This window comes from Rhizobium sp. 01T444, from assembly GCF_056398305.1.
The window spans coordinates 315001-332578 of the sequence record NZ_JBFTPD010000003.1; the positions used below are offsets into that span (position 1 = coordinate 315001).

At 60.3% G+C, this 17578-nt stretch carries 20 protein-coding genes (1 of these 20 cut by a window edge); 12 read left to right on the forward strand and 8 right to left on the reverse strand.

Annotated elements, in window-relative coordinates:
* The 4 genes from lhpI to AC1DTN_RS07015 form a co-directional block, all read left to right on the forward strand.
* A protein-coding gene (lhpI, locus tag AC1DTN_RS07000; RefSeq protein ID WP_477920203.1) for a bifunctional Delta(1)-pyrroline-2-carboxylate/Delta(1)-piperideine-2-carboxylate reductase crosses the window boundary here: on the forward strand, positions 1–122 show its final stretch. The gene continues 826 nt to the left of window position 1, outside the view; only the last 122 of its 948 coding nucleotides appear in the window; the start codon falls outside the window, past its left edge; it ends in the stop codon at positions 120–122.
* Positions 119–2584 carry an ATP-dependent helicase HrpB gene (gene hrpB, locus AC1DTN_RS07005; RefSeq protein ID WP_477920205.1) on the forward strand — a complete coding sequence of 822 codons (2466 nt, stop codon included), beginning with the start codon at positions 119–121 and terminating at the stop codon, positions 2582–2584. Before lhpI ends, hrpB begins: the two co-directional genes overlap by 4 nt.
* A gap of 123 nt (positions 2585–2707) precedes the next feature.
* A complete protein-coding gene (locus AC1DTN_RS07010; RefSeq protein ID WP_439016949.1) occupies positions 2708–4018 on the forward strand; it encodes an ActS/PrrB/RegB family redox-sensitive histidine kinase in 1311 nt (436 codons plus the stop codon).
* Positions 4019–4085: 67 nt separating this feature from the next.
* On the forward strand, positions 4086–4664 hold the full coding sequence (locus AC1DTN_RS07015) for an ActR/PrrA/RegA family redox response regulator transcription factor (protein WP_025670009.1): 579 nt from the start codon (positions 4086–4088) through the stop codon (positions 4662–4664).
* Here the strand turns inward: AC1DTN_RS07015 and AC1DTN_RS07020 are convergent, their stop codons facing one another.
* Both AC1DTN_RS07020 and AC1DTN_RS07025 read right to left on the reverse strand, forming a co-directional pair.
* A complete protein-coding gene (locus tag AC1DTN_RS07020; protein WP_037070647.1) occupies positions 4665–5159 on the reverse strand; it encodes an MmcB family DNA repair protein in 495 nt (164 codons plus the stop codon). It abuts the gene before it with no gap.
* A gap of 9 nt (positions 5160–5168) precedes the next feature.
* Positions 5169–5339 carry a hypothetical protein gene (locus AC1DTN_RS07025; protein ID WP_162747990.1) on the reverse strand — a complete coding sequence of 57 codons (171 nt, stop codon included), beginning with the start codon at positions 5337–5339 and terminating at the stop codon, positions 5169–5171.
* 2 nt (positions 5340–5341) lie between these two features.
* Between AC1DTN_RS07025 and AC1DTN_RS07030 the strand changes: the two genes are divergently transcribed.
* On the forward strand, positions 5342–6025 hold the full coding sequence (locus AC1DTN_RS07030; RefSeq protein ID WP_025670011.1) for a L,D-transpeptidase: 684 nt from the start codon (positions 5342–5344) through the stop codon (positions 6023–6025).
* A gap of 74 nt (positions 6026–6099) precedes the next feature.
* Here AC1DTN_RS07030 and AC1DTN_RS07035 read toward each other — a convergent pair whose 3' ends face one another.
* From AC1DTN_RS07035 to hslV, 6 genes are all read right to left on the reverse strand, one after another.
* The gene (locus AC1DTN_RS07035; RefSeq protein ID WP_477920206.1) at positions 6100–8271 is read right to left on the reverse strand and encodes a malate synthase G; all 2172 of its coding nucleotides are present in this window, start codon (positions 8269–8271) and stop codon (positions 6100–6102) included.
* Between the two features lie 89 nt (positions 8272–8360).
* Complete coding sequence (locus tag AC1DTN_RS07040) at positions 8361–9773, reverse strand: cytochrome P450 (RefSeq protein ID WP_477920208.1); 1413 nt, start codon at positions 9771–9773, stop codon at positions 8361–8363.
* Between the two features lie 50 nt (positions 9774–9823).
* Positions 9824–10771 (reverse strand): DUF1402 family protein, encoded by a 948-nt coding sequence (locus tag AC1DTN_RS07045; protein ID WP_477920209.1) that lies wholly within the window; start codon positions 10769–10771, stop codon positions 9824–9826.
* 185 nt (positions 10772–10956) lie between these two features.
* Positions 10957–12264 (reverse strand): ATP-dependent protease ATPase subunit HslU, encoded by a 1308-nt coding sequence (hslU, locus tag AC1DTN_RS07050; protein ID WP_113183717.1) that lies wholly within the window; start codon positions 12262–12264, stop codon positions 10957–10959.
* On the reverse strand, positions 12261–12785 hold the full coding sequence (locus AC1DTN_RS07055; protein WP_439016945.1) for a GNAT family N-acetyltransferase: 525 nt from the start codon (positions 12783–12785) through the stop codon (positions 12261–12263). The genes hslU and AC1DTN_RS07055 overlap by 4 nt, the downstream gene beginning before the upstream one ends.
* Positions 12772–13299: an ATP-dependent protease subunit HslV gene (gene hslV / locus AC1DTN_RS07060; protein ID WP_113322131.1), complete on the reverse strand. Its 528-nt coding sequence runs from the start codon at positions 13297–13299 to the stop codon at positions 12772–12774. Before hslV ends, AC1DTN_RS07055 begins: the two co-directional genes overlap by 14 nt.
* 178 nt (positions 13300–13477) lie before the next feature.
* Between hslV and hisB the strand changes: the two genes are divergently transcribed.
* The 7 genes from hisB (at position 13478) to hisF (ending at position 17572) form a co-directional block, all read left to right on the forward strand.
* Positions 13478–14086: an imidazoleglycerol-phosphate dehydratase HisB gene (gene hisB, locus AC1DTN_RS07065; RefSeq protein WP_113322132.1), complete on the forward strand. Its 609-nt coding sequence runs from the start codon at positions 13478–13480 to the stop codon at positions 14084–14086.
* Between the two features lie 20 nt (positions 14087–14106).
* Positions 14107–14577 carry a DUF2628 domain-containing protein gene (locus AC1DTN_RS07070; protein ID WP_477920212.1) on the forward strand — a complete coding sequence of 157 codons (471 nt, stop codon included), beginning with the start codon at positions 14107–14109 and terminating at the stop codon, positions 14575–14577.
* Positions 14577–15227 carry an imidazole glycerol phosphate synthase subunit HisH gene (gene hisH / locus AC1DTN_RS07075; RefSeq protein ID WP_477920214.1) on the forward strand — a complete coding sequence of 217 codons (651 nt, stop codon included), beginning with the start codon at positions 14577–14579 and terminating at the stop codon, positions 15225–15227. Before AC1DTN_RS07070 ends, hisH begins: the two co-directional genes overlap by 1 nt.
* A 68-nt stretch (positions 15228–15295) precedes the next feature.
* Complete coding sequence (locus AC1DTN_RS07080; protein ID WP_113322135.1) at positions 15296–15478, forward strand: hypothetical protein; 183 nt, start codon at positions 15296–15298, stop codon at positions 15476–15478.
* Positions 15478–16032: a hypothetical protein gene (locus tag AC1DTN_RS07085; protein WP_113322136.1), complete on the forward strand. Its 555-nt coding sequence runs from the start codon at positions 15478–15480 to the stop codon at positions 16030–16032. Before AC1DTN_RS07080 ends, AC1DTN_RS07085 begins: the two co-directional genes overlap by 1 nt.
* 5 nt (positions 16033–16037) lie before the next feature.
* Positions 16038–16784: a 1-(5-phosphoribosyl)-5-[(5-phosphoribosylamino)methylideneamino]imidazole-4-carboxamide isomerase gene (gene hisA, locus AC1DTN_RS07090; RefSeq protein WP_113322137.1), complete on the forward strand. Its 747-nt coding sequence runs from the start codon at positions 16038–16040 to the stop codon at positions 16782–16784.
* The gene (gene hisF, locus AC1DTN_RS07095; RefSeq protein WP_113183711.1) at positions 16784–17572 is read left to right on the forward strand and encodes an imidazole glycerol phosphate synthase subunit HisF; all 789 of its coding nucleotides are present in this window, start codon (positions 16784–16786) and stop codon (positions 17570–17572) included. The genes hisA and hisF overlap by 1 nt, the downstream gene beginning before the upstream one ends.
* Positions 17573–17578: the final 6 nt, after the last annotated feature.

Below are 17578 nucleotides of genomic sequence, written 5' to 3' on the forward strand. Positions count from 1 at the left end.
CGGGCGCCTGTGACAGGCGGAAAGATGCACAAGAGATTACCCTCTTCAAATCCGTCGGCGCAGCGCTCGAGGATCTGGCGGCCGCCATCCTTGCCTATGAAATGGTGACGGCCCGAAAGTGAAGACGACGCCTTCTTTGCCGGAGCTTCCGGTTTCGCATGTGCTGCCTGATATCAGCGCGGCGCTTGGCAAGGAGAAGCGAGCCGTGCTTTCGGCTCCTCCAGGCGCCGGCAAAACGACGCTGGTACCGCTTCATCTGCTTGGCCAACCTTGGCGCGACGACGGGAAGATCATCCTGCTGGAGCCCCGCCGGCTGGCGGCGCGTGCCGCGGCGAGCCGGATGGCGTCCCTACGCGGCGAGCAGGTGGGCGAAACGGTCGGTTACCGCATGCGCCTGGATAACAGGATATCGGCCAGGACGCGGATCGAGGTTGTCACCGAGGGCGTCTTCGCCCGTATGATCCTCGATGATCCCGAACTCTCCGGAGTCTCCACCGTCATCTTCGACGAATTCCACGAGCGGTCGCTGGATGCCGATTTCGGCCTTGCGCTGGCGCTCGACGTTCAATCGGCGCTTCGCGAGGACCTACGTATCCTTGTGATGTCGGCCACGCTCGATGTCGAACGGGTCGCTGCACTGCTTAATCATCCGCCTGTTATCGAGAGTACGGGTCGAAGCTTTCCGATTGATATCCGTTATCAGGACCGGCCGGGCGGCGAGCGCATTGAAGACGCGATGGTGCGGGCGATCGCCGGTTTTCATGCGAGCGAATCCGGATCGATTCTCGCCTTCCTTCCTGGCCAGGCGGAGATCACCCGGACGGCAGAGCGGCTCGAGGGGCGGTTCGGCGCCGAGACGCTGATTGCGCCGCTCTATGGCAATCTCAGCCAGAATGAGCAGGACGCGGCGATCCGCCCCGCGGCACCAGGCACGCGCAAAATCGTGCTTGCGACCTCAATTGCTGAAACCTCGATCACCATCGACGGCGTGCGGATCATGATCGACAGCGGGCTGCAGCGATCGCCGGTCTTCGAGGCATCGACGGGCATCACGCGGCTGGAAACAGTGCGGGTGTCACGCGCTTCGGCCGATCAGCGCGCCGGCCGCGCGGGAAGGACAGAACCTGGCATCGCGATCCGCCTATGGCATCAGGGTCAGACGGCGGCACTTCCGGCCTTCACGCCACCGCAGATCCTTTCCAGCGATCTTTCCGGTCTCGTGCTCGATCTCGCCCATTGGGGCGTTCAGGATACGAAATCGCTCGCTTTTGTCGATCAACCGCCGGAGACGACAATCAAGGAAGCACGCGCGCTATTGGCGCAGCTTGGGGCGCTGGACAAAAACGGTGCGTTGACGGCGCGAGGCAAGGTGATGCGCGACCTCGCCCTGCCGCCGCGGCTGGCCGCCATGGTGGTTTCGGCTGGCGAATCGGGTCATGCCAGGGATGCGGCGCTGATATCCGTGCTGCTGACCGAGCAGGGGCTCGGCGGCACTGGCATCGATCTGGAGGAGCGTCTGCGACGGTTCAAAGGTGAAAAAGGCGAAAGGGCCGAGGCTGCGAGACGGCTCGCAGGGAGGCTCTCAGAAGGTTTCAATAGGGTTTCGAGCGCTGAACCTGCTCTCGCAGGAAGGCTTCTGCTGCATGCGTTCCCGGATCGAATCGCACTTCAGCGCGGCGCGCGCGGGCGGTATGTCATGGCGAACGGCCGAGGCGCCGAGCTTGCGGAGACCGAGCGGCTGGCCGGCAGCCAGATGCTCGTAATCGCCGATCTGACGGGTCGGGCCGCACAGGGGAGAATTCTGGCGGCAGCGGACGTTTCCCGCGCCGACATCGAAGCCGAGCTGCCGGGCGAAATCCGGACGGACGATCAGACCTTTTTCGACAGGCAGAGTCGGCAGGTGCGGGCACGCCGGGCCACAAGACTCGGCGCGATCGTTTTCGAGGAAGCGCCGCTTCCACGCCCCTCGGGCGAGGCGGTGGTACGGGCGCTTGCGCAGGGATTGCAGGAGCTGGGGCTCGATCAGCTTCCCTTTTCCAAGGAGGCTCTGCAGCTTCGGGAGCGGATCGGCTTCCTGCACCGGACGATCGGTGAACCATGGCCCGCTATGAGCGACGAAGCACTGCTTGACCGCATGGAAGACTGGTTCATCCCTTTCCAGATGGACGCGCGAGGGCTTTCGGATATTTCCGCCTCCGGGCTCTCCAACGGACTGATGGCACTCGTCCCGCACGACCTGCAGCGCGATCTCGCACGGCTTGCACCAACGCATTTCGATGCGCCGACGGGGCAACGCCATCCGATCCAATACGACGGCGAAGAGCCGACGCTGACGATCCGGGTACAAGAGCTCTTCGGTCTCAAGCAGCATCCGGCGGTCGCCGGCGGACGATTGCCTCTGCTGCTGGAGCTTACTTCGCCGGCGCACAGGCCGATCCAGACGACCCGCGACCTGCCAGGTTTCTGGGCGGGCTCGTGGAAGGATGTGCGCGCGGATATGCGGGGGCGCTATCCAAGACATCCCTGGCCGGAAAAGCCTGATGAAGCGGCGCCGACGACAAGGGCAAAGCCCCGTGGTACATAATCCGCGGCGTTGGAGCGCCGTGCGTTCATTCGGACGCGCAACGGACGCTCTAACTCTTTGAATCTACGCATCAAGCTTTCCGAAATCGATTCCGATTTTCGGAAGATGCTGTAGGAGTGTGGCGTGATTGAGAAGACCGAAATCCAGACACGGGAAGACAGGCTAAGCAGCCGCCGGCTACGCCTGCAGACTTTGGTGCGATTGCGATGGCTGGCGGTCATCGGCCAGGCGGTAACAGTCTTCATCGTCGCGTTCCTGTTAAAATTCCCCCTGCCGCTGGTTGCCAGCTGCTCGCTGATTGCCGCACTCGCCGCGGTGAATTTCTATCTGACGATACGCTATCCGCCGACTCACCGGCTTGAGCCGCGTGCCGCTTTCGCGCTTTTGGGTTTCGACCTTCTGCAGCTCTGCGCACTGCTCTTCATTACTGGCGGCCTTGCCAATCCCTTTGCGGCACTGGTCTGCGTTCCCGTCATCATTTCCTTCGCCTCACAGCCGATCCGCTACAGCACTGCATTGATCGGCTTTGCGATGGTCTGCATTACCGTGCTTGCCTTCTCGCCCTTTCCACTTCCGTGGTTCGACGGGATGGAAATCAACGTGCACAATGTCATGCAGTTCGGCGTCTGGTGTTCAATTGCTTCGACCATGGCCTTTGCTGCCTTCTATGCCTATCGGGTGTCGATGGAAGCAAGCCAGCTTGCCGACGCGCTGGCGGCAACTGAGCTGGTGCTGCAGCGGGAAAAGCATCTTTCCCAGCTCGACGGGCTTGCGGCGGCCGCAGCCCATGAGCTCGGCACGCCGCTTGCCACGATCAGCGTCGTTGCCAAGGAGATGGAGCGCGAGCTCAAGAATGACGACCGGTTCCGCGAGGATGTGCAGCTTCTGCGCAGTCAGAGTGAGCGCTGCCGCGACATCCTTCGCCGGCTGACGACGCTCTCCGCCGAGGGCGAGGCGCATCTGCGGCGGCTACCCCTTTCCTCGATGATGGAGGAAATCGTGGCGCCACATCGCGAATTCGGCATCAAGCTGGAGTTGATGGAAAAGAGCCCGCGCAGGGGCGAGCCTGTTACCGACCGCAATGCCGGCATCATGTACGGGCTCGGCAACCTCGTCGAGAACGCTGTCGACTATGCGCGGGAGAAGGTGACGGTCACGGTCGAGCATGATCACGAAAAGGTGCTCATCGTCATCGAGGACGACGGCAACGGCTACGCGCCCGATATTCTGACGCGGATCGGCGAGCCTTACGTCACCAAACGGCAGAGGGAAGATACGGCTGGAGGCCTGGGGCTGGGGCTTTTCATCGCCAAGACGCTGCTGGAGCGCTCCGGCGCGTCTTTGATTTTCGAAAACCGTGATCCGGAAAATGCCGGCGCTCGCATTCGAATCGAATGGCCGCGCGTGTTGATAGACGCAAATTCGACAAAATGACTTTGTGGGCATAAACAGAATATAAGCGGTTGACGCATTCGGACATTCAACCGCCGGGACCGTAGCGATGACAGATCAGAACCATGAGATTTCCGCCGGCTCCAACGAGGAGCATATCGGGCCTGACCCGAGCCTGCTGATCGTCGACGACGACGGCCCGTTTTTGCGTCGTTTAGCACGGGCTATGGAGGCACGCGGCTTCCATGTGGAAACGGCCGAATCGGTGGCGGAAGGTGTGGCAAAGTCCAAGGGCCGGCCGCCGAAATATGCGGTGGTCGACTTACGACTCGGTGACGGCAACGGTCTCGATGTCATCGAAGCGATTCGCCAGCGCCGCGACGACACGCGCATCATAGTGCTGACGGGCTACGGCAATATCGCCACCGCGGTGACGGCAGTGAAGCTCGGGGCTGTGGATTACCTGGCGAAACCTGCTGATGCCGATGATGTGTTTGCGGCGTTGACGCAACGGCCCGGGGAAAAGGCGGAACTGCCGGAAAACCCCATGTCGGCGGATCGCGTGCGCTGGGAGCATATCCAGCGTGTCTACGAAATGTGTGAGCGCAACGTGTCTGAGACGGCACGCCGGCTCAACATGCACCGCCGCACGCTGCAGCGCATCCTCGCCAAACGCGCGCCGAAATAGTCAGACATCATCCACGTTGAACGGTTTGCCGTTTGCCCATTCGGCCATCATCAGCCGCTGCGCGGCTGCGCGCGAAAAGTTGAGCGTTACGGCCTTGCGGGTCGCCGGCGGCAGGCGGTGTTCAGGTGCCTCGCGCAGCATATGCGCCCCGTAACCATCTGAAAGAAAAAGGCCGCACTCCTCTGGAAATATATCGACAGGCACATCCTTGTGTGTTGCAAAGAATAGCCGGTCGCAATGCAGACGGTAATCCGGCCATTTACGATCGACCTTGAAGTCCTCGATCGACGTCTTGATCTCGATGATCCAGACCTCTCCCTTTTCAGAGATGGTAATCAAATCGGCCCGGCGGCCGCTCGCCAGAGGCAGTTCCGGCAGCACTGCGTGGCGCATATCGTGGAGCAAAATCTGCATGCCACGGCGGACCATCATGGCCCTGTCCGATTGCCGGCCATCGATTAACGGATTGTTATTGTAAACGCTCAAAATCGTCATGGATAAGTGTCAGGGGGCCTTGGTCATTGTTGCAAAAAAGCCATGCGCTTCTAATTTGCGGCGCAGATGGATTTTGTCGCACCGCAGCAGCCTTGCAAAGGCAAAGTTAATCGAAAATAAACCATAAGCAACGATGGTCGAAAGACTATCCTCCCTTGCCCCAAAACCTTCACGAGTCATCCATGCGCATCCGCAATGCATTCCCTGTATTTGGCCTGCTGGCGACCCTGGCACTGGCCGGCTGCTCCACGACGTCCGAATCCGCGTCCGTCGATGACAAGGGCGCAGGTCCGACCGTTCAGACGGCACAAATCTTCAATGACGCCTACGGTGTAACGTCGGATGCCGGATACTCCCTGCCGGCAATTCCGATCGACCGCGTCAAGCCGGAATTCCGCCGGCAGATCGTCAGCTACCAGAGCGACGAGCGTCCGGGCACGATCATCGTCAACACGCGCGAGCGTCACCTCTACTATATCCTGCCCAACGGCAAAGCCGTCCGTTACGGGATCGGCGTCGGCAAGCAGGGCTTCGCATGGTCCGGCACGGCCTATGTCGCCTGGAAGCAGGAATGGCCAAACTGGCACCCACCGAAGGAAATGGCCGTCCGTCGTCCTGAAATCGCTAAGTACGTCGAAGACGGCATGGGTCCAGGCCTCACCAACCCGCTCGGCGCACGCGCCATGTACCTCTTCAACGAGAAGGGCCAGGACACGCTCTTCCGCCTGCATGGTACCCCCGAATGGGCATCGATCGGCACCGCCGCTTCTTCTGGCTGCATCCGCCTGATGAACCAGGACGTGATCGATCTCTACAGCCGCGTCCGTCCGGGCAAGACCACCTCCAAGGTCATCGTTATCCAGTAAGCTAAAAGCTGAATTCGGTATAAAAAAGGCCGCCGGACTTTTGAAGTCCGGCGGCCTTTTTGTATCTGGCAGGCTCAGGCGGTCTGCTTTGCCTTGAGCTCGATGCGGCGGCGATGCAGGACCGGCTCGGTGTAGCCGTTCGGCTGTTCCCTGCCCTTCAGGACCAGATCGAGTGCTGCCTGGAAGGCAATCGAATCATCGAAATTCCCGGCCATCTGGATGTAGGCCGAATCGCCGGCATTCTGCTGGTCGACGGCGGCGGCCATACGCTTCATCGCTTCAACGACCTGCTCCTTCGTGACGATCTTGTGGTGCAGCCAGTTCGCCATGTGCTGGGCGGAAATCCGCAATGTCGCGCGGTCTTCCATGAGGCCGACATTGTTGATGTCAGGCACCTTGGAGCAGCCGATACCCTGGTCGACCCAGCGCACGACGTAACCCAGAATGCCCTGTGCATTGTTGTCGAGTTCGCGCTGGATTTCGTCCGGCGTCCAGTTCGGCCGTACAACGACCGGCACCGAGAGAATGTCGGCGAGCTTGGCGCGGGTGCGATCCTTCAGGCCTTGCTGCACCTTGGCGACATTGATCTGGTGATAATGCGTGGCATGCAGAGTAGCGGCCGTCGGCGACGGCACCCAGGCGGTGTTAGCCCCAGCCTTCGGATGGGCGATCTTCTGCTCCAGCATTGCGGCCATCAGATCGGGCATCGCCCACATGCCCTTGCCGATCTGCGCGTGGCCGGAGAGGCCGCATTCGAGGCCGATATCGACATTCCAGTTTTCGTAGGCTCCAATCCAGGCGGCCTGCTTCATATCGCCTTTGCGGATCATCGGGCCGGCTTCCATAGAAGTGTGGATTTCATCGCCTGTGCGATCGAGGAAGCCCGTGTTGATGAAGACGACCCGTTCGCGGGCAGCGCGGATGCATTCCTTGAGATTGACCGTCGTGCGGCGCTCCTCGTCCATGATACCCATCTTCATGGTGTTGCGCGCCATGCCGAGGGCGTCTTCAACGCGTGAGAAGATCTCGACTGCGAAGGCGACCTCTTCGGGGCCATGCATCTTCGGCTTGACGACATACATGGAGCCGGCACGCGAATTCTTGCGGCGTCCGGACGGGCCGACATCGTAGAGCGCAATCAAGCCGGTAATTACGGCATCCATGATGCCTTCCGGAACCTCGTTGCCATCGCGATCGACGATCGCCGGATTGGTCATGAGGTGGCCGACATTACGCACCAGCATCAGAGAGCGGCGATGCAGTTCGAAGCTCTGTCCGCCGGGGGCCGCGTAGGCGATATCCGGGTTGAGCTTGCGAACGAATGTCGAACCGGCCTTGGCCACTTCTTCCTGCAGGTCGCCCTTCATGAGGCCGAGCCAATTGCGGTAGACGACGACCTTGTCCTCGGCATCGACGGCTGCAATGGAATCTTCGCAGTCCATGATCGTGGTGATTGCCGATTCCAGCCAGACGTCGGAGATATGGGCCGGATCGGTCTTGCCGATCGCGGTCGAGGCATCGAGCAAGATTTCGATATGGATGCCGTTATTCTTCAGGAGAATATGGGTCGGCGCGTTCGCATCGCCGCGATAGCCGGCAAAGTGTCCGGCATCTTTCAGCGCCAGTGTTTTGCCATCGACGGCAGCAATTGCCAGAGCACCATTCTTGACGGCGAAGGAACCGACATTCTTCCAGGAGCTGCCATCGAGGGGAACGGCGGAATCGAGGAAATTGCGCACCCAGGCGATGACCCTTTCGCCGCGCTTGGGGTTRTAGCCGCTGCCCTTTTCGGCACCGTCCGTTTCCGGGATGGCATCGGTGCCATAGAGCGCGTCATAGAGCGAACCCCAGCGAGCATTGGCGGCATTCAACGCGTAGCGGGCGTTCATGACGGGAACGACGAGCTGCGGGCCGGCAAGAGAGGCGATCTCGGCATCGACATTGGCAGTCGAAACCTGAAAATCCGGCCCCTCCGGCAGGAGATAGCCGATCTCTTTCAGGAAGGACTGATAGGCGTCCATATCCGTCGGTGCGCCGTTCCGGCGATACCAGTCGTCGATCTTTGCCTGCAGCTGGTCGCGCTTCAAAAGCAGCGCGCGGTTCTTCGGCGCCAGATCATGCACGATCGCCGAGAAGTCGGCGAAGAACTTGTCCGCATCGATTGCGAGGCCCGGCAACGCCTCCTTCACGAGGAAATCATGAAGGACGGCTTCGATGAAGAGACCATTCTTTTCAATGCGGCTCATGCGGTGTCTCCCTTGCAGTGGCAGCTTTTTTCATGCTGCCACTTTGCCCGGCTTTCATTCACAGTCAATTCAGCGACAATTCGAAAGATTTATGCAGGCTTGGAAACAGTCCGGCGAGTCACGCGCATCGGAAGGCCGTTTTGCGGCTGCGTCGTCAGCTTCTGCACCGGCCAGGGATTCGTCTGATCGGTCGAATCGAAACGGTGGTGCTGCATCAAGACGGCCAGCGCGATAACCGCTTCCTGAAGCGCAAAGGTGGCGCCGATGCAGACGCGCGGACCGGCGCCGAACGGCAGGAACTGGAAACGGCCGATGGAAGCACGGTTTTCCGGCAGGAATCGTTCCGGCATATAGGCGCGCGGCCGATCCCAATGGAGTTCATGACGATGCAATGTCCAAGGCATGACGAGCACGGTGACGCCAGCCTCGATCTCGACACGCTCGCCCTTGGGGCTGGTCCAGGAATCATCTGCAATGGCAGCGCGATTGATCGAAGGAGCGGGCGGATAAAGGCGGAGTGCCTCCTCGAAGGCGGCGCGGGTCTGTGGCATCAGATCCGGCCATTCAACCGGTTCTACGCCTGATGCGAGGATCCTATCGATCTCCTCTTCCATCGCCTCGCGGATATGCGGACTGTTCGATACGCAATAGAGCGTCCAGGCGAGCGCGCGGGCGGTTGTCTCGTGGCCCGCACCGATGAAGGTCAGGATATTGTCTTCGATCTCCTCCTTCGTCAGGCCATCGGGACCGGCCTGCTCCAGCAGCAGGGTCAGGAAATCGTTCGGCGCCGTGCTGCGGTCGGCCCTCATCTTCGCAAGCCGCATATCCATGGTGTTGCGGACAATGGCGCGGAATTTCTCCAGGACCTTCTGGCCGCCGATGCGTGTCACACGTGGAACCCAGGACGGCGCCCGCAGCAGATCCATCGGATCGACGCGGCCCATGCGATGCAGCAGCTCGTTGACATCATCGGCGAAGTGGCCGCTCGATGTGACGATCTCACCGGAAAACAACGTGTCTGCGAGGATGGCGAAGGTCAGCTCCGTCATGTCGGTGCTGATATCGAAAATCGTGCCGGCTTCGCCGACATCGGCATATTTGCTGGCGTAATCTTCCGACTGGCGCAGCATCTGGCTGGCAAAGCCCTTGGCATGCCGGGGCGTGAAGACGGGGGCCACGGCCTTGCGCGAGCGTTTCCAGACAGGGCCTTCCGCAGTCAGGAGCCCATCACGAAGGATCGGGCGCAGGACGAGCTGACGGACATCGGACATGCGGTAATTGTTGGCGTTATCGACCAGCACATGTTTGATGAGGCCGGGATCGTTGACGATCAGCGTTCTCTGGCCGAAGAAATTGGTGCGGATCCAGGGCAGCGTATAGGATGGTTCGCCCCAGAGCTCGAGCGGGTTGCGGAAAATCGTCCTGATGATCTCGAGCCGCGACGGCGGCACGGTGCGCGGCAGCGGTGCCGGCGGTACGAAGGGGTCCGGACGCATGTCCATGAGCATAGCCTTTCGCGGGAAGCTATCGTCTTCCCAGCAGGCCTCGAAAGTTAGAGCAGGCCCTTCAGCTCGTCCAGTTTATCGTTGACCAGCCAGCCGTAATAATTCTCTTCCGGCCAGACTGTCGTGCCGGAGGAGCGATTCTTGGCGGCAAGCGCTGCGGCGCGCTGGCGAGAATTGCCGACATTATAAAGTGTGGCTGTCACTCCCGGATTGCCGGAGATATCCATGCCGGCGATCTCCTTGTAGTCGTCGATCGACCTGCGGATCGAGGCGGCGACGAAGGCAAGCGAGATGTCTGGGTCCATGATTGCCTTGTAGACCGAGCCGGCATTCTTCTCGTTCAGCTTCGGATAGCCGGAAACGCGGGATACGAGATCAGACAGCATTAACGCCGTCAGCGGGTTGACCTGGCCAAGGCCGAAGGTCTGGCCTGCATAGAAGGGCTGAAAGAAGACGGCGCTGAAGCGGTTGTTCGGGAAGCTCTTGCCACCAACGGTCTTTCCACGGAAATCGCTTTCCCAGACATCCTCGCGGCAGGTCCAAAGTGTGTAAGAATCGCTTTTGCTGTTGCAGGCGGCAAATTGCGGCCGGTCGACGAAATCGTCGACGTTCTCGCCATCATAGGCAAAGCGGAAGCTCTCACCGGCATAGGAAGCGGCCTTCACATAGTAAGCCTGCAGGCGGTCATAGGCATCGACATTATAAGTATGTTCGCCGACAATCGCGCCGATCACGTGAATGGGATTGATGCCGTAAGCGTTTGATACCTTCTTGATCTTGCCCAGGAGCTCATGGTCGGTCGACAGGAGATCGTACACCTTCTCATATTTGATATCGAAGGTCGTCTTGGTGCCCTTTGTGCGGCGGACCGAAGCGCCTGGAATATCCGGCTGCTCGGCATGACGGTTTCCGGGCGGAACAGCCTGCGCCGCAAGCGCAGGGACCGGGCCCACGATAGTCATGGCAATCACAAGGCTTGTCAAAAGGCGTCGCACGATCTGCTTTCCCGTCTTTCCCTGTCGTCTTCGTGGCGGCTGACTGGACCAGAATCTTGTCCGAATAAAGCCGTACAAAAAACAAAGCGGGCCTCTCACTAAAAAGTAAAAGGCCCGCTGTCGAGAGTTCAGATCGTCAAAGTTTTTGCATTACCTGCGCAAAGACAGGAAACGACGTTTCCCGATTACAAGATGAAGCGCGACAGGTCGGTATTCTGTGCGAGATCGCCGACATGCTCGCGTACGTAAGCGGCATCGATCTTCACATCCGTGCCGGCGCGGTCCGGTGCGTTATAGGAGATGTCGTCCAGCACCCGCTCCATGACCGTCTGCAGGCGGCGCGCGCCAATATTTTCGACGGAGGAGTTCAGATGGACGGCGACATCGGCGAGCGCATCGATCGCGTCATCGGTGAAATCGAGCGTCAGGCTTTCGGTTTCCATCAGCGCCTTGTACTGGCGAATGAGGCTTGCCTCGGTTTCCGTCAAGATGCGGCGGAAGTCTTCCTTGTTCAGCGGACGAAGCTCGACGCGGATCGGCAAGCGGCCCTGCAATTCCGGCAGCAGATCCGACGGCTTGGAAACATGGAAGGCGCCGGAGGCAATGAAGAGGATGTGATCCGTCTTCACCGGGCCGTATTTGGTGGAAACCGTCGTGCCTTCGACGAGGGGCAGCAGGTCGCGCTGGACGCCTTCGCGGGAAACGCCGGCGCCAACACCGCCATCGCGGGCCGCGATCTTGTCGATTTCGTCGAGGAAGACAATGCCGTCATTTTCAACCGAGCGCACAGCCTCGCGCTGGATGACTTCGTTGTCGATAAGTTTATCGGACTCGTCGCGGACCAGGTCTGTGTAGGAGGCCTTCACCGTGGTGCGCACCTTCTTGGTGCGGCCGCCCATCGCCTTGCCGAACATTTCCGACAGGTTCAGCACACCGATATTGGCGCCCGGCATGCCGGGGATATCGAAGCCGCCCATGCCGGAGCCGGTATCGGCCACTTCGATATCGATTTCCTTATCGTCGAGTTCGCCATTGCGCAGCTTCTTGCGGAAGCTTTCACGGGTCGCGGGCGAGGCCGTCGCACCGACCAGCGCATCGAGAACGCGCTCCTCGGCGCTCATATGGGCCTTGGCCTGAACCTCGGCGCGCTTCTTTTCACGCACCAGGCCGATGCCGACTTCGACGAGATCGCGGATGATCTGCTCGACATCGCGGCCGACATAACCGACCTCGGTGAACTTCGTGGCTTCGACCTTGATGAAAGGCGCGCCGGCGAGCTTGGCGAGGCGACGGGAGATTTCCGTCTTGCCGACGCCGGTTGGGCCGATCATCAGGATATTCTTCGGCATGACTTCATCGCGCAGGCTCGGATCGAGCTGATGACGGCGCCAGCGGTTACGGAGCGCGATCGCCACGGCGCGCTTGGCCTCATGCTGGCCGATGATGTAACGGTCGAGCTCGGAAACGATCTCGCGGGGAGAAAAAGTAGTCATATCAGATCCGTTTCTTCGGGTAGGTCCATAACCATGAAATGGGCTGGACCATATATGGATGTTCTCGTGTCGAAATGCCGGAAGCCTGCCTTTTCGTAAGCGCGGATCGCTCTTGCATTCGCCGGGTCGGGATCGATCACGATCCGCGTCGCGCCGGCAGCGAAAAGTTCGGCAGCCATCTGCCTGACAATCGTGCTGCCGTGACCCTTGCCCAGCAAGTCCGCATCGCCGATCGAAATATCCAGTCCAAGCGTGCCTTTCGGCTGATCCTGATAAGGATGGCCCTCTTCAAGATGCGGATCGTAACTCTGGAGATACGCAATCGGCGCCCCATCCAGCTCCACGATCATCGGCCGCGTTTCCACGCTCGTCATAGACTCCCTGATCGAAGCAAGCTCCTTGTCGACAGCGCCCCACCATTCCGCAATATGCGGCTCACCGAGCCAGCGCGCCAGAAGCGGAAAATCTCCGTCGGTGACATCGCGGAATGTATATCGGGGTACGCTGTCAGCCTTCGACATCCAACGTTTCCACGATGACGTTGTGGTTCGTATACACGCAGATGTCGGCAGCAATATCGAGCGAGCGGCGGGCAATCTCTTCGGCGGACTTGTCTGTGTCGGCCAGCGCGAGAGCCGCGGCAAGCGCGAAATTACCACCCGAACCGATGGCCATAACGCCATGCTCAGGTTCCAGCACATCGCCATTACCGGTAATGGCAAGCGTCACCGACTTGTCGGCGACAAGCATCATGGCTTCGAGATTGCGCAAGTAACGGTCAGTACGCCAGTCCTTGGCGAGCTCGACGGCGGCGCGCATCAACTGACCCGGATATTGCTCCAATTTCTTCTCGAGCCTTTCCAGAAGCGTGAAGGCGTCGGCCGTCGCACCAGCGAAACCGGCGATCACTTCGCCCTTGCCGATGCGGCGGACCTTGCGGGCATTGCCCTTCATGACGGTCTGGCCGAGGCTGACCTGGCCATCGCCGGCCACCACGACCTTGCCGCCTTTTCGAACTGTAATAATTGTCGTCATCAAACACCTGTTGCCCCAACTCGCGGGCGGTTACAGCGGGCCGGGCATCGGCCCTGTCCAACCCTATGTAAGAGGGTCCGCCGCGATTGCAAATGGCCTGCCTTTTCTGCCCTCGCGCTTCTGGATATTTCGCAATACGCCTGATAAGGAACCACCTTGATTTCAAGGAGAAAGCCATATGGCCGAGACCGCAGCAAGCCGCACGGGCAGTGTTTCCCGCAAGACCAACGAGACGTCCATTTCCGTCTCCGTCAATCTCGACGGCACCGGAAAATCGACGATTTCGACGGGCGTCGGCTTCTTCGACCATATGCTGGAACAGCTTTCGCGACATTCGCTGATCGACATGGAGATCGAGGCTAAGGGCGACCTGCATATCGACGACCATCACACGGTCGAGGATACCGGCATCGCAATCGGCCAGGCGATTTCGAAGGCGCTCGGCGACCGCCGCGGCATCACGCGTTACGCCTCAATCGATCTCGCCATGGACGAGACAATGACGAAGGCGGCTGTCGATCTCTCCGGCCGTCCCTTCCTCGTCTGGAACGTCTCGTTCAGCGCGCCGAAAATCGGCACGTTCGATACCGAACTCGTGCGCGAGTTCTTCCACGCGCTTGCGCAGAATGCCGGGATCACCCTGCATATTCTCAACCACTATGGTGCCAACAACCACCATATTGCAGAGACATGCTTCAAGGCCGTCGCCCGCGTTCTGCGCGCGGCGACAGAGATCGATCCGAGACAGGCGGGCCGTGTTCCCTCGACAAAGGGCACGCTCGTCTGAGCCCCAGCAGGGAGCATCAGATGGCATCCAGCTACGTTTTTCTTGTTCCACCTGATGGTCAGCGCGAGGATACGCGCACGATCCGCGATGGTTTCTCGTGGCTTGCCTTCCTCTTTCCCTGGATCTGGCTGCTCGCCCACCGCCTCTGGCTTCATGCAATCATTGCCTTCGCACTACAGGCGATCGGCGGCGTGTTGGCAGAGGAATCGGGCTTTGGACCGGCGGGCATGGCGCTCGCCATCGCGGTCAACCTGTTCGTCGGCTTCGAAGGACAGAATTTCCGCATCCGCAATCTCGCCTCCCGCGGCTGGCGGGAAGAGGCCGCGATCGGCGCTTCCTCGATCGACCTTGCGGAAGAGATCTATTTTTCCAGTATCGAGACCGGCGCCGATCTGAAAGCGCCCGAATGGAACCAGGTTTCCGGCCCGCAGGCGCGGCAGAGCCATTCCACTTCCCTCGGTCTCTTCGGTTTTGATGGAGGACGCAAATAATGCGCGTCGCAATTATCGATTACGGCTCTGGCAATCTGCGCTCGGCCACCAAGGCTTTCGAGCGCGCGGCCCGTGAAGCCGGTATCGAGGCGGAAATCAACCTGACGGACAAGGCGGAGATCGTTGCCGCTGCCGACCGCATCGTGCTGCCGGGCGTCGGCGCCTATGCCGATTGCCGTCGCGGGCTAGATGCCGTTCCCGGCATGACGGAAGCTCTGCTCGAAGGCGTCGAGCGGAAGGCTCGCCCCTTCCTCGGCATTTGCGTCGGCATGCAGCTCATGTCCTCACGCGGTCTTGAGAAGACGACGACTCGAGGCTTCGGCTGGATTCCAGGCGATGTCGTGGAGATGACGCCTGCTGATCCGGAGCTGAAGATCCCGCAGATCGGCTGGAACACGCTCGACCTGAAACATGAACATCCGCTTTTCGACGGCATCCCGACCGGGCCAGATGGCCTGCACGCCTATTTCGTGCACTCCTACCATCTCGCCGCCGAAAATGCCGGCGACGTCATCGCCACCACCGACTATGGCGGGCCGATGACGGCCTTTGTCGGGAGGGACAATATGGCCGGTTCTCAGTTCCACCCAGAAAAAAGCCAGAAGCTTGGGCTGGCGCTGATTGCGAATTTCCTGCGCTGGGCGCCGTAAGGGCTGGCTTTTAATACGCGCGCCTTATTTCTCCTGTAATTGAAAGGGCAGTTACAGGAGCGCGCTCGATGCCGGCTTCGCGGAAATCAGGCAAGATATTCTACAGGTTGCGGCCCTCCAGAGAGGGGCAACCGCCTTTTGTCGATATCAGGCTGCCCGGTGGGGCGATCATCCGCCAGGTGGATGAGGCTCTGCATCACAAAGCACTCGCGAACGCGGCCAAGGCACTCAAAGAGAGGCTCGGCGGCTGATGCAGGAGACCTTTCCAGGAAACGAGAATTCACGGTTGCGATCAGGCGAGATAAGCGCCGGCGATCTCGCCGAAGCGGTGCTGGAATTCTACATCGAAAGCGAGGATGATCTGATCGGCCTGCTTGCCTATGCACTTTACGAGCGCCAGAAGCGCGATTTCATCGTCAGCCATCGCAAGCGCAATGCCGGCCGCTCACCCAATGAGGTGGAAATCGCGGCGGTGACAAGCAACTACCTCTCCGCCGATCTGCGCAGCACGCTGCGCGACCGCGCTTCGCAGATCCTTTCGAGCTATGCCGATACCTATGTCGAAGCCATGGAGCCGCAGATCCAGCTCATGGCCACCAACAGCGAGGCGCTGCGGCAGGCGCGGGATATTGAAAAGTCGGTGAAGAAGCGCACCGGCTTCTGGCGCCAGGTCCGGGTGGCCTTCACCGTGACCCTGCTGCTGATCGTGCTTTTTGCCGCGGTCGCCATTGCCGCTGTCTTTTTTCGTTCGGATATCGTAGATGCGTGGAATGCACTGATGGTGCCCACGACGCTACGGACTTGAGACGAATGATCCTTTTTCCCGCGATCGACCTGAAGGGTGGACAATGCGTTCGCCTGAAGCTCGGCGACATGCAACAGGCAACGGTCTACAACACCGATCCGGCCGCTCAAGCGAAATCCTTCGAAGAGCAGGGTTTCGAATGGCTGCACGTGGTCGATCTCGACGGTGCCTTTGCAGGACATTCGGCCAATGGCGATGCGGTTGAAGCGATCCTCAAGGCCACGAAAAACCCGGTTCAGCTTGGCGGCGGCATCCGCACGCTCGAGCATATCGAGAACTGGCTGTCGCGCGGGCTGCGCCGCGTGATCCTCGGCACCGTTGCCGTCCGTGACCCGGCGCTCGTCATCGAAGCCTGCAAGGCATTTCCGGGCCGTGTCGCCGTCGGCATCGACGCCAAGGGTGGCAAGGTGGCTGTCGAAGGCTGGGCGGAAGCATCCGAACTCGGCATTATCGAGCTTGCGAAGAAATTCGAAGGCGCCGGCGTTGCCGCGATCATTTATACTGATATCGATCGCGATGGCATCCTGACCGGCATCAACTGGGCATCGACACTGGAGCTGGCGGACGCTGTTTCCATCCCGGTCATCGCATCTGGTGGACTCGCCTCGATCGAAGACATCAAGCGCATGCTGCAGCCGGACGCCCGCAAGCTTGAAGGCGCCATCTCCGGCCGAGCCCTTTATGATGGACGGATCGACCCCAAGGAGGCGCTCGATCTCATCAAGGCCGCACGGGCAAAGGAGACCGCATAATGACCCTGAAAGCCCGCGTGATCCCCTGCCTCGACGTCAAGGACGGCCGTGTCGTCAAGGGCGTCAATTTCCTCAATCTGGTCGATGCCGGCGATCCCGTCGAGGCGGCGAAAGCCTATGATGCGGCCGGTGCCGACGAGCTGTGCTTCCTCGACATCACCGCCTCCTCGGACAATCGCGAGACGATCTTCGATGTCGTCGCACGCACGGCCGAGCAGTGCTTCATGCCGCTCACCGTCGGCGGCGGCGTGCGGACCATTGCCGATATCCGCAAGCTGCTGCTTTGCGGTGCCGACAAGGTCTCGATCAATTCGGCTGCGGTCAACAATCCGGATTTTGTCGCCGAAGCGGCTGACAAATTCGGTGACCAGTGCATCGTCGTGTCGATCGATGCCAAGCGCCGGCTGACGCAAAAAGTCGGCGGCGACAATCTCAGCGCCTGGGAAATCTATACACATGGCGGCCGCAACGCGACCGGCATCGATGCGGTGGAATTCGCCCAGAAGATGGTCGCCCGCGGTGCTGGCGAACTGCTCGTCACCTCCATGGACCGCGACGGCACGAAGATCGGCTACGATCTGGAACTGACGCGGGCGATTGCCGATTCCGTCCGTGTGCCCGTCATTGCGTCGGGCGGTGTGGGTGATCTCGACGACCTGGTGGCCGGCGTGAAGGAAGGCCATGCCAATGCGGTGCTTGCCGCATCAATCTTCCATTTCGGCACCTATTCCGTCGGCGAAGCAAAACACTATATGTCTGAGCGCGGCATCGCGATGCGCCTCGACTGAGTTTGA

Excerpts from the sequence above, each read along its gene's own strand:
- AC1DTN_RS07015 (WP_025670009.1), top strand. The coding sequence starts at position 4,086 with ATGACAGATCAGAACCATGAGATTTCCGCCGGCTCCAACGAGGAGCAT.
- AC1DTN_RS07020 (WP_037070647.1), bottom strand. The coding sequence starts at position 5,159 with ATGACGATTTTGAGCGTTTACAATAACAATCCGTTAATCGATGGCCGG.
- AC1DTN_RS07025 (WP_162747990.1), bottom strand. The coding sequence starts at position 5,339 with ATGACTCGTGAAGGTTTTGGGGCAAGGGAGGATAGTCTTTCGACCATC.
- AC1DTN_RS07030 (WP_025670011.1), top strand. The coding sequence starts at position 5,342 with ATGCGCATCCGCAATGCATTCCCTGTATTTGGCCTGCTGGCGACCCTG.
- AC1DTN_RS07040 (WP_477920208.1), bottom strand. The coding sequence starts at position 9,773 with ATGGACATGCGTCCGGACCCCTTCGTACCGCCGGCACCGCTGCCGCGC.
- hslU (WP_113183717.1), bottom strand. The coding sequence starts at position 12,264 with ATGACTACTTTTTCTCCCCGCGAGATCGTTTCCGAGCTCGACCGTTAC.
- AC1DTN_RS07055 (WP_439016945.1), bottom strand. The coding sequence starts at position 12,785 with ATGTCGAAGGCTGACAGCGTACCCCGATATACATTCCGCGATGTCACC.
- hslV (WP_113322131.1), bottom strand. The coding sequence starts at position 13,299 with ATGACGACAATTATTACAGTTCGAAAAGGCGGCAAGGTCGTGGTGGCC.
- hisB (WP_113322132.1), top strand. The coding sequence starts at position 13,478 with ATGGCCGAGACCGCAGCAAGCCGCACGGGCAGTGTTTCCCGCAAGACC.
- AC1DTN_RS07070 (WP_477920212.1), top strand. The coding sequence starts at position 14,107 with ATGGCATCCAGCTACGTTTTTCTTGTTCCACCTGATGGTCAGCGCGAG.
- hisH (WP_477920214.1), top strand. The coding sequence starts at position 14,577 with ATGCGCGTCGCAATTATCGATTACGGCTCTGGCAATCTGCGCTCGGCC.
- AC1DTN_RS07080 (WP_113322135.1), top strand. The coding sequence starts at position 15,296 with ATGCCGGCTTCGCGGAAATCAGGCAAGATATTCTACAGGTTGCGGCCC.
- AC1DTN_RS07085 (WP_113322136.1), top strand. The coding sequence starts at position 15,478 with ATGCAGGAGACCTTTCCAGGAAACGAGAATTCACGGTTGCGATCAGGC.
- hisA (WP_113322137.1), top strand. The coding sequence starts at position 16,038 with ATGATCCTTTTTCCCGCGATCGACCTGAAGGGTGGACAATGCGTTCGC.
- hisF (WP_113183711.1), top strand. The coding sequence starts at position 16,784 with ATGACCCTGAAAGCCCGCGTGATCCCCTGCCTCGACGTCAAGGACGGC.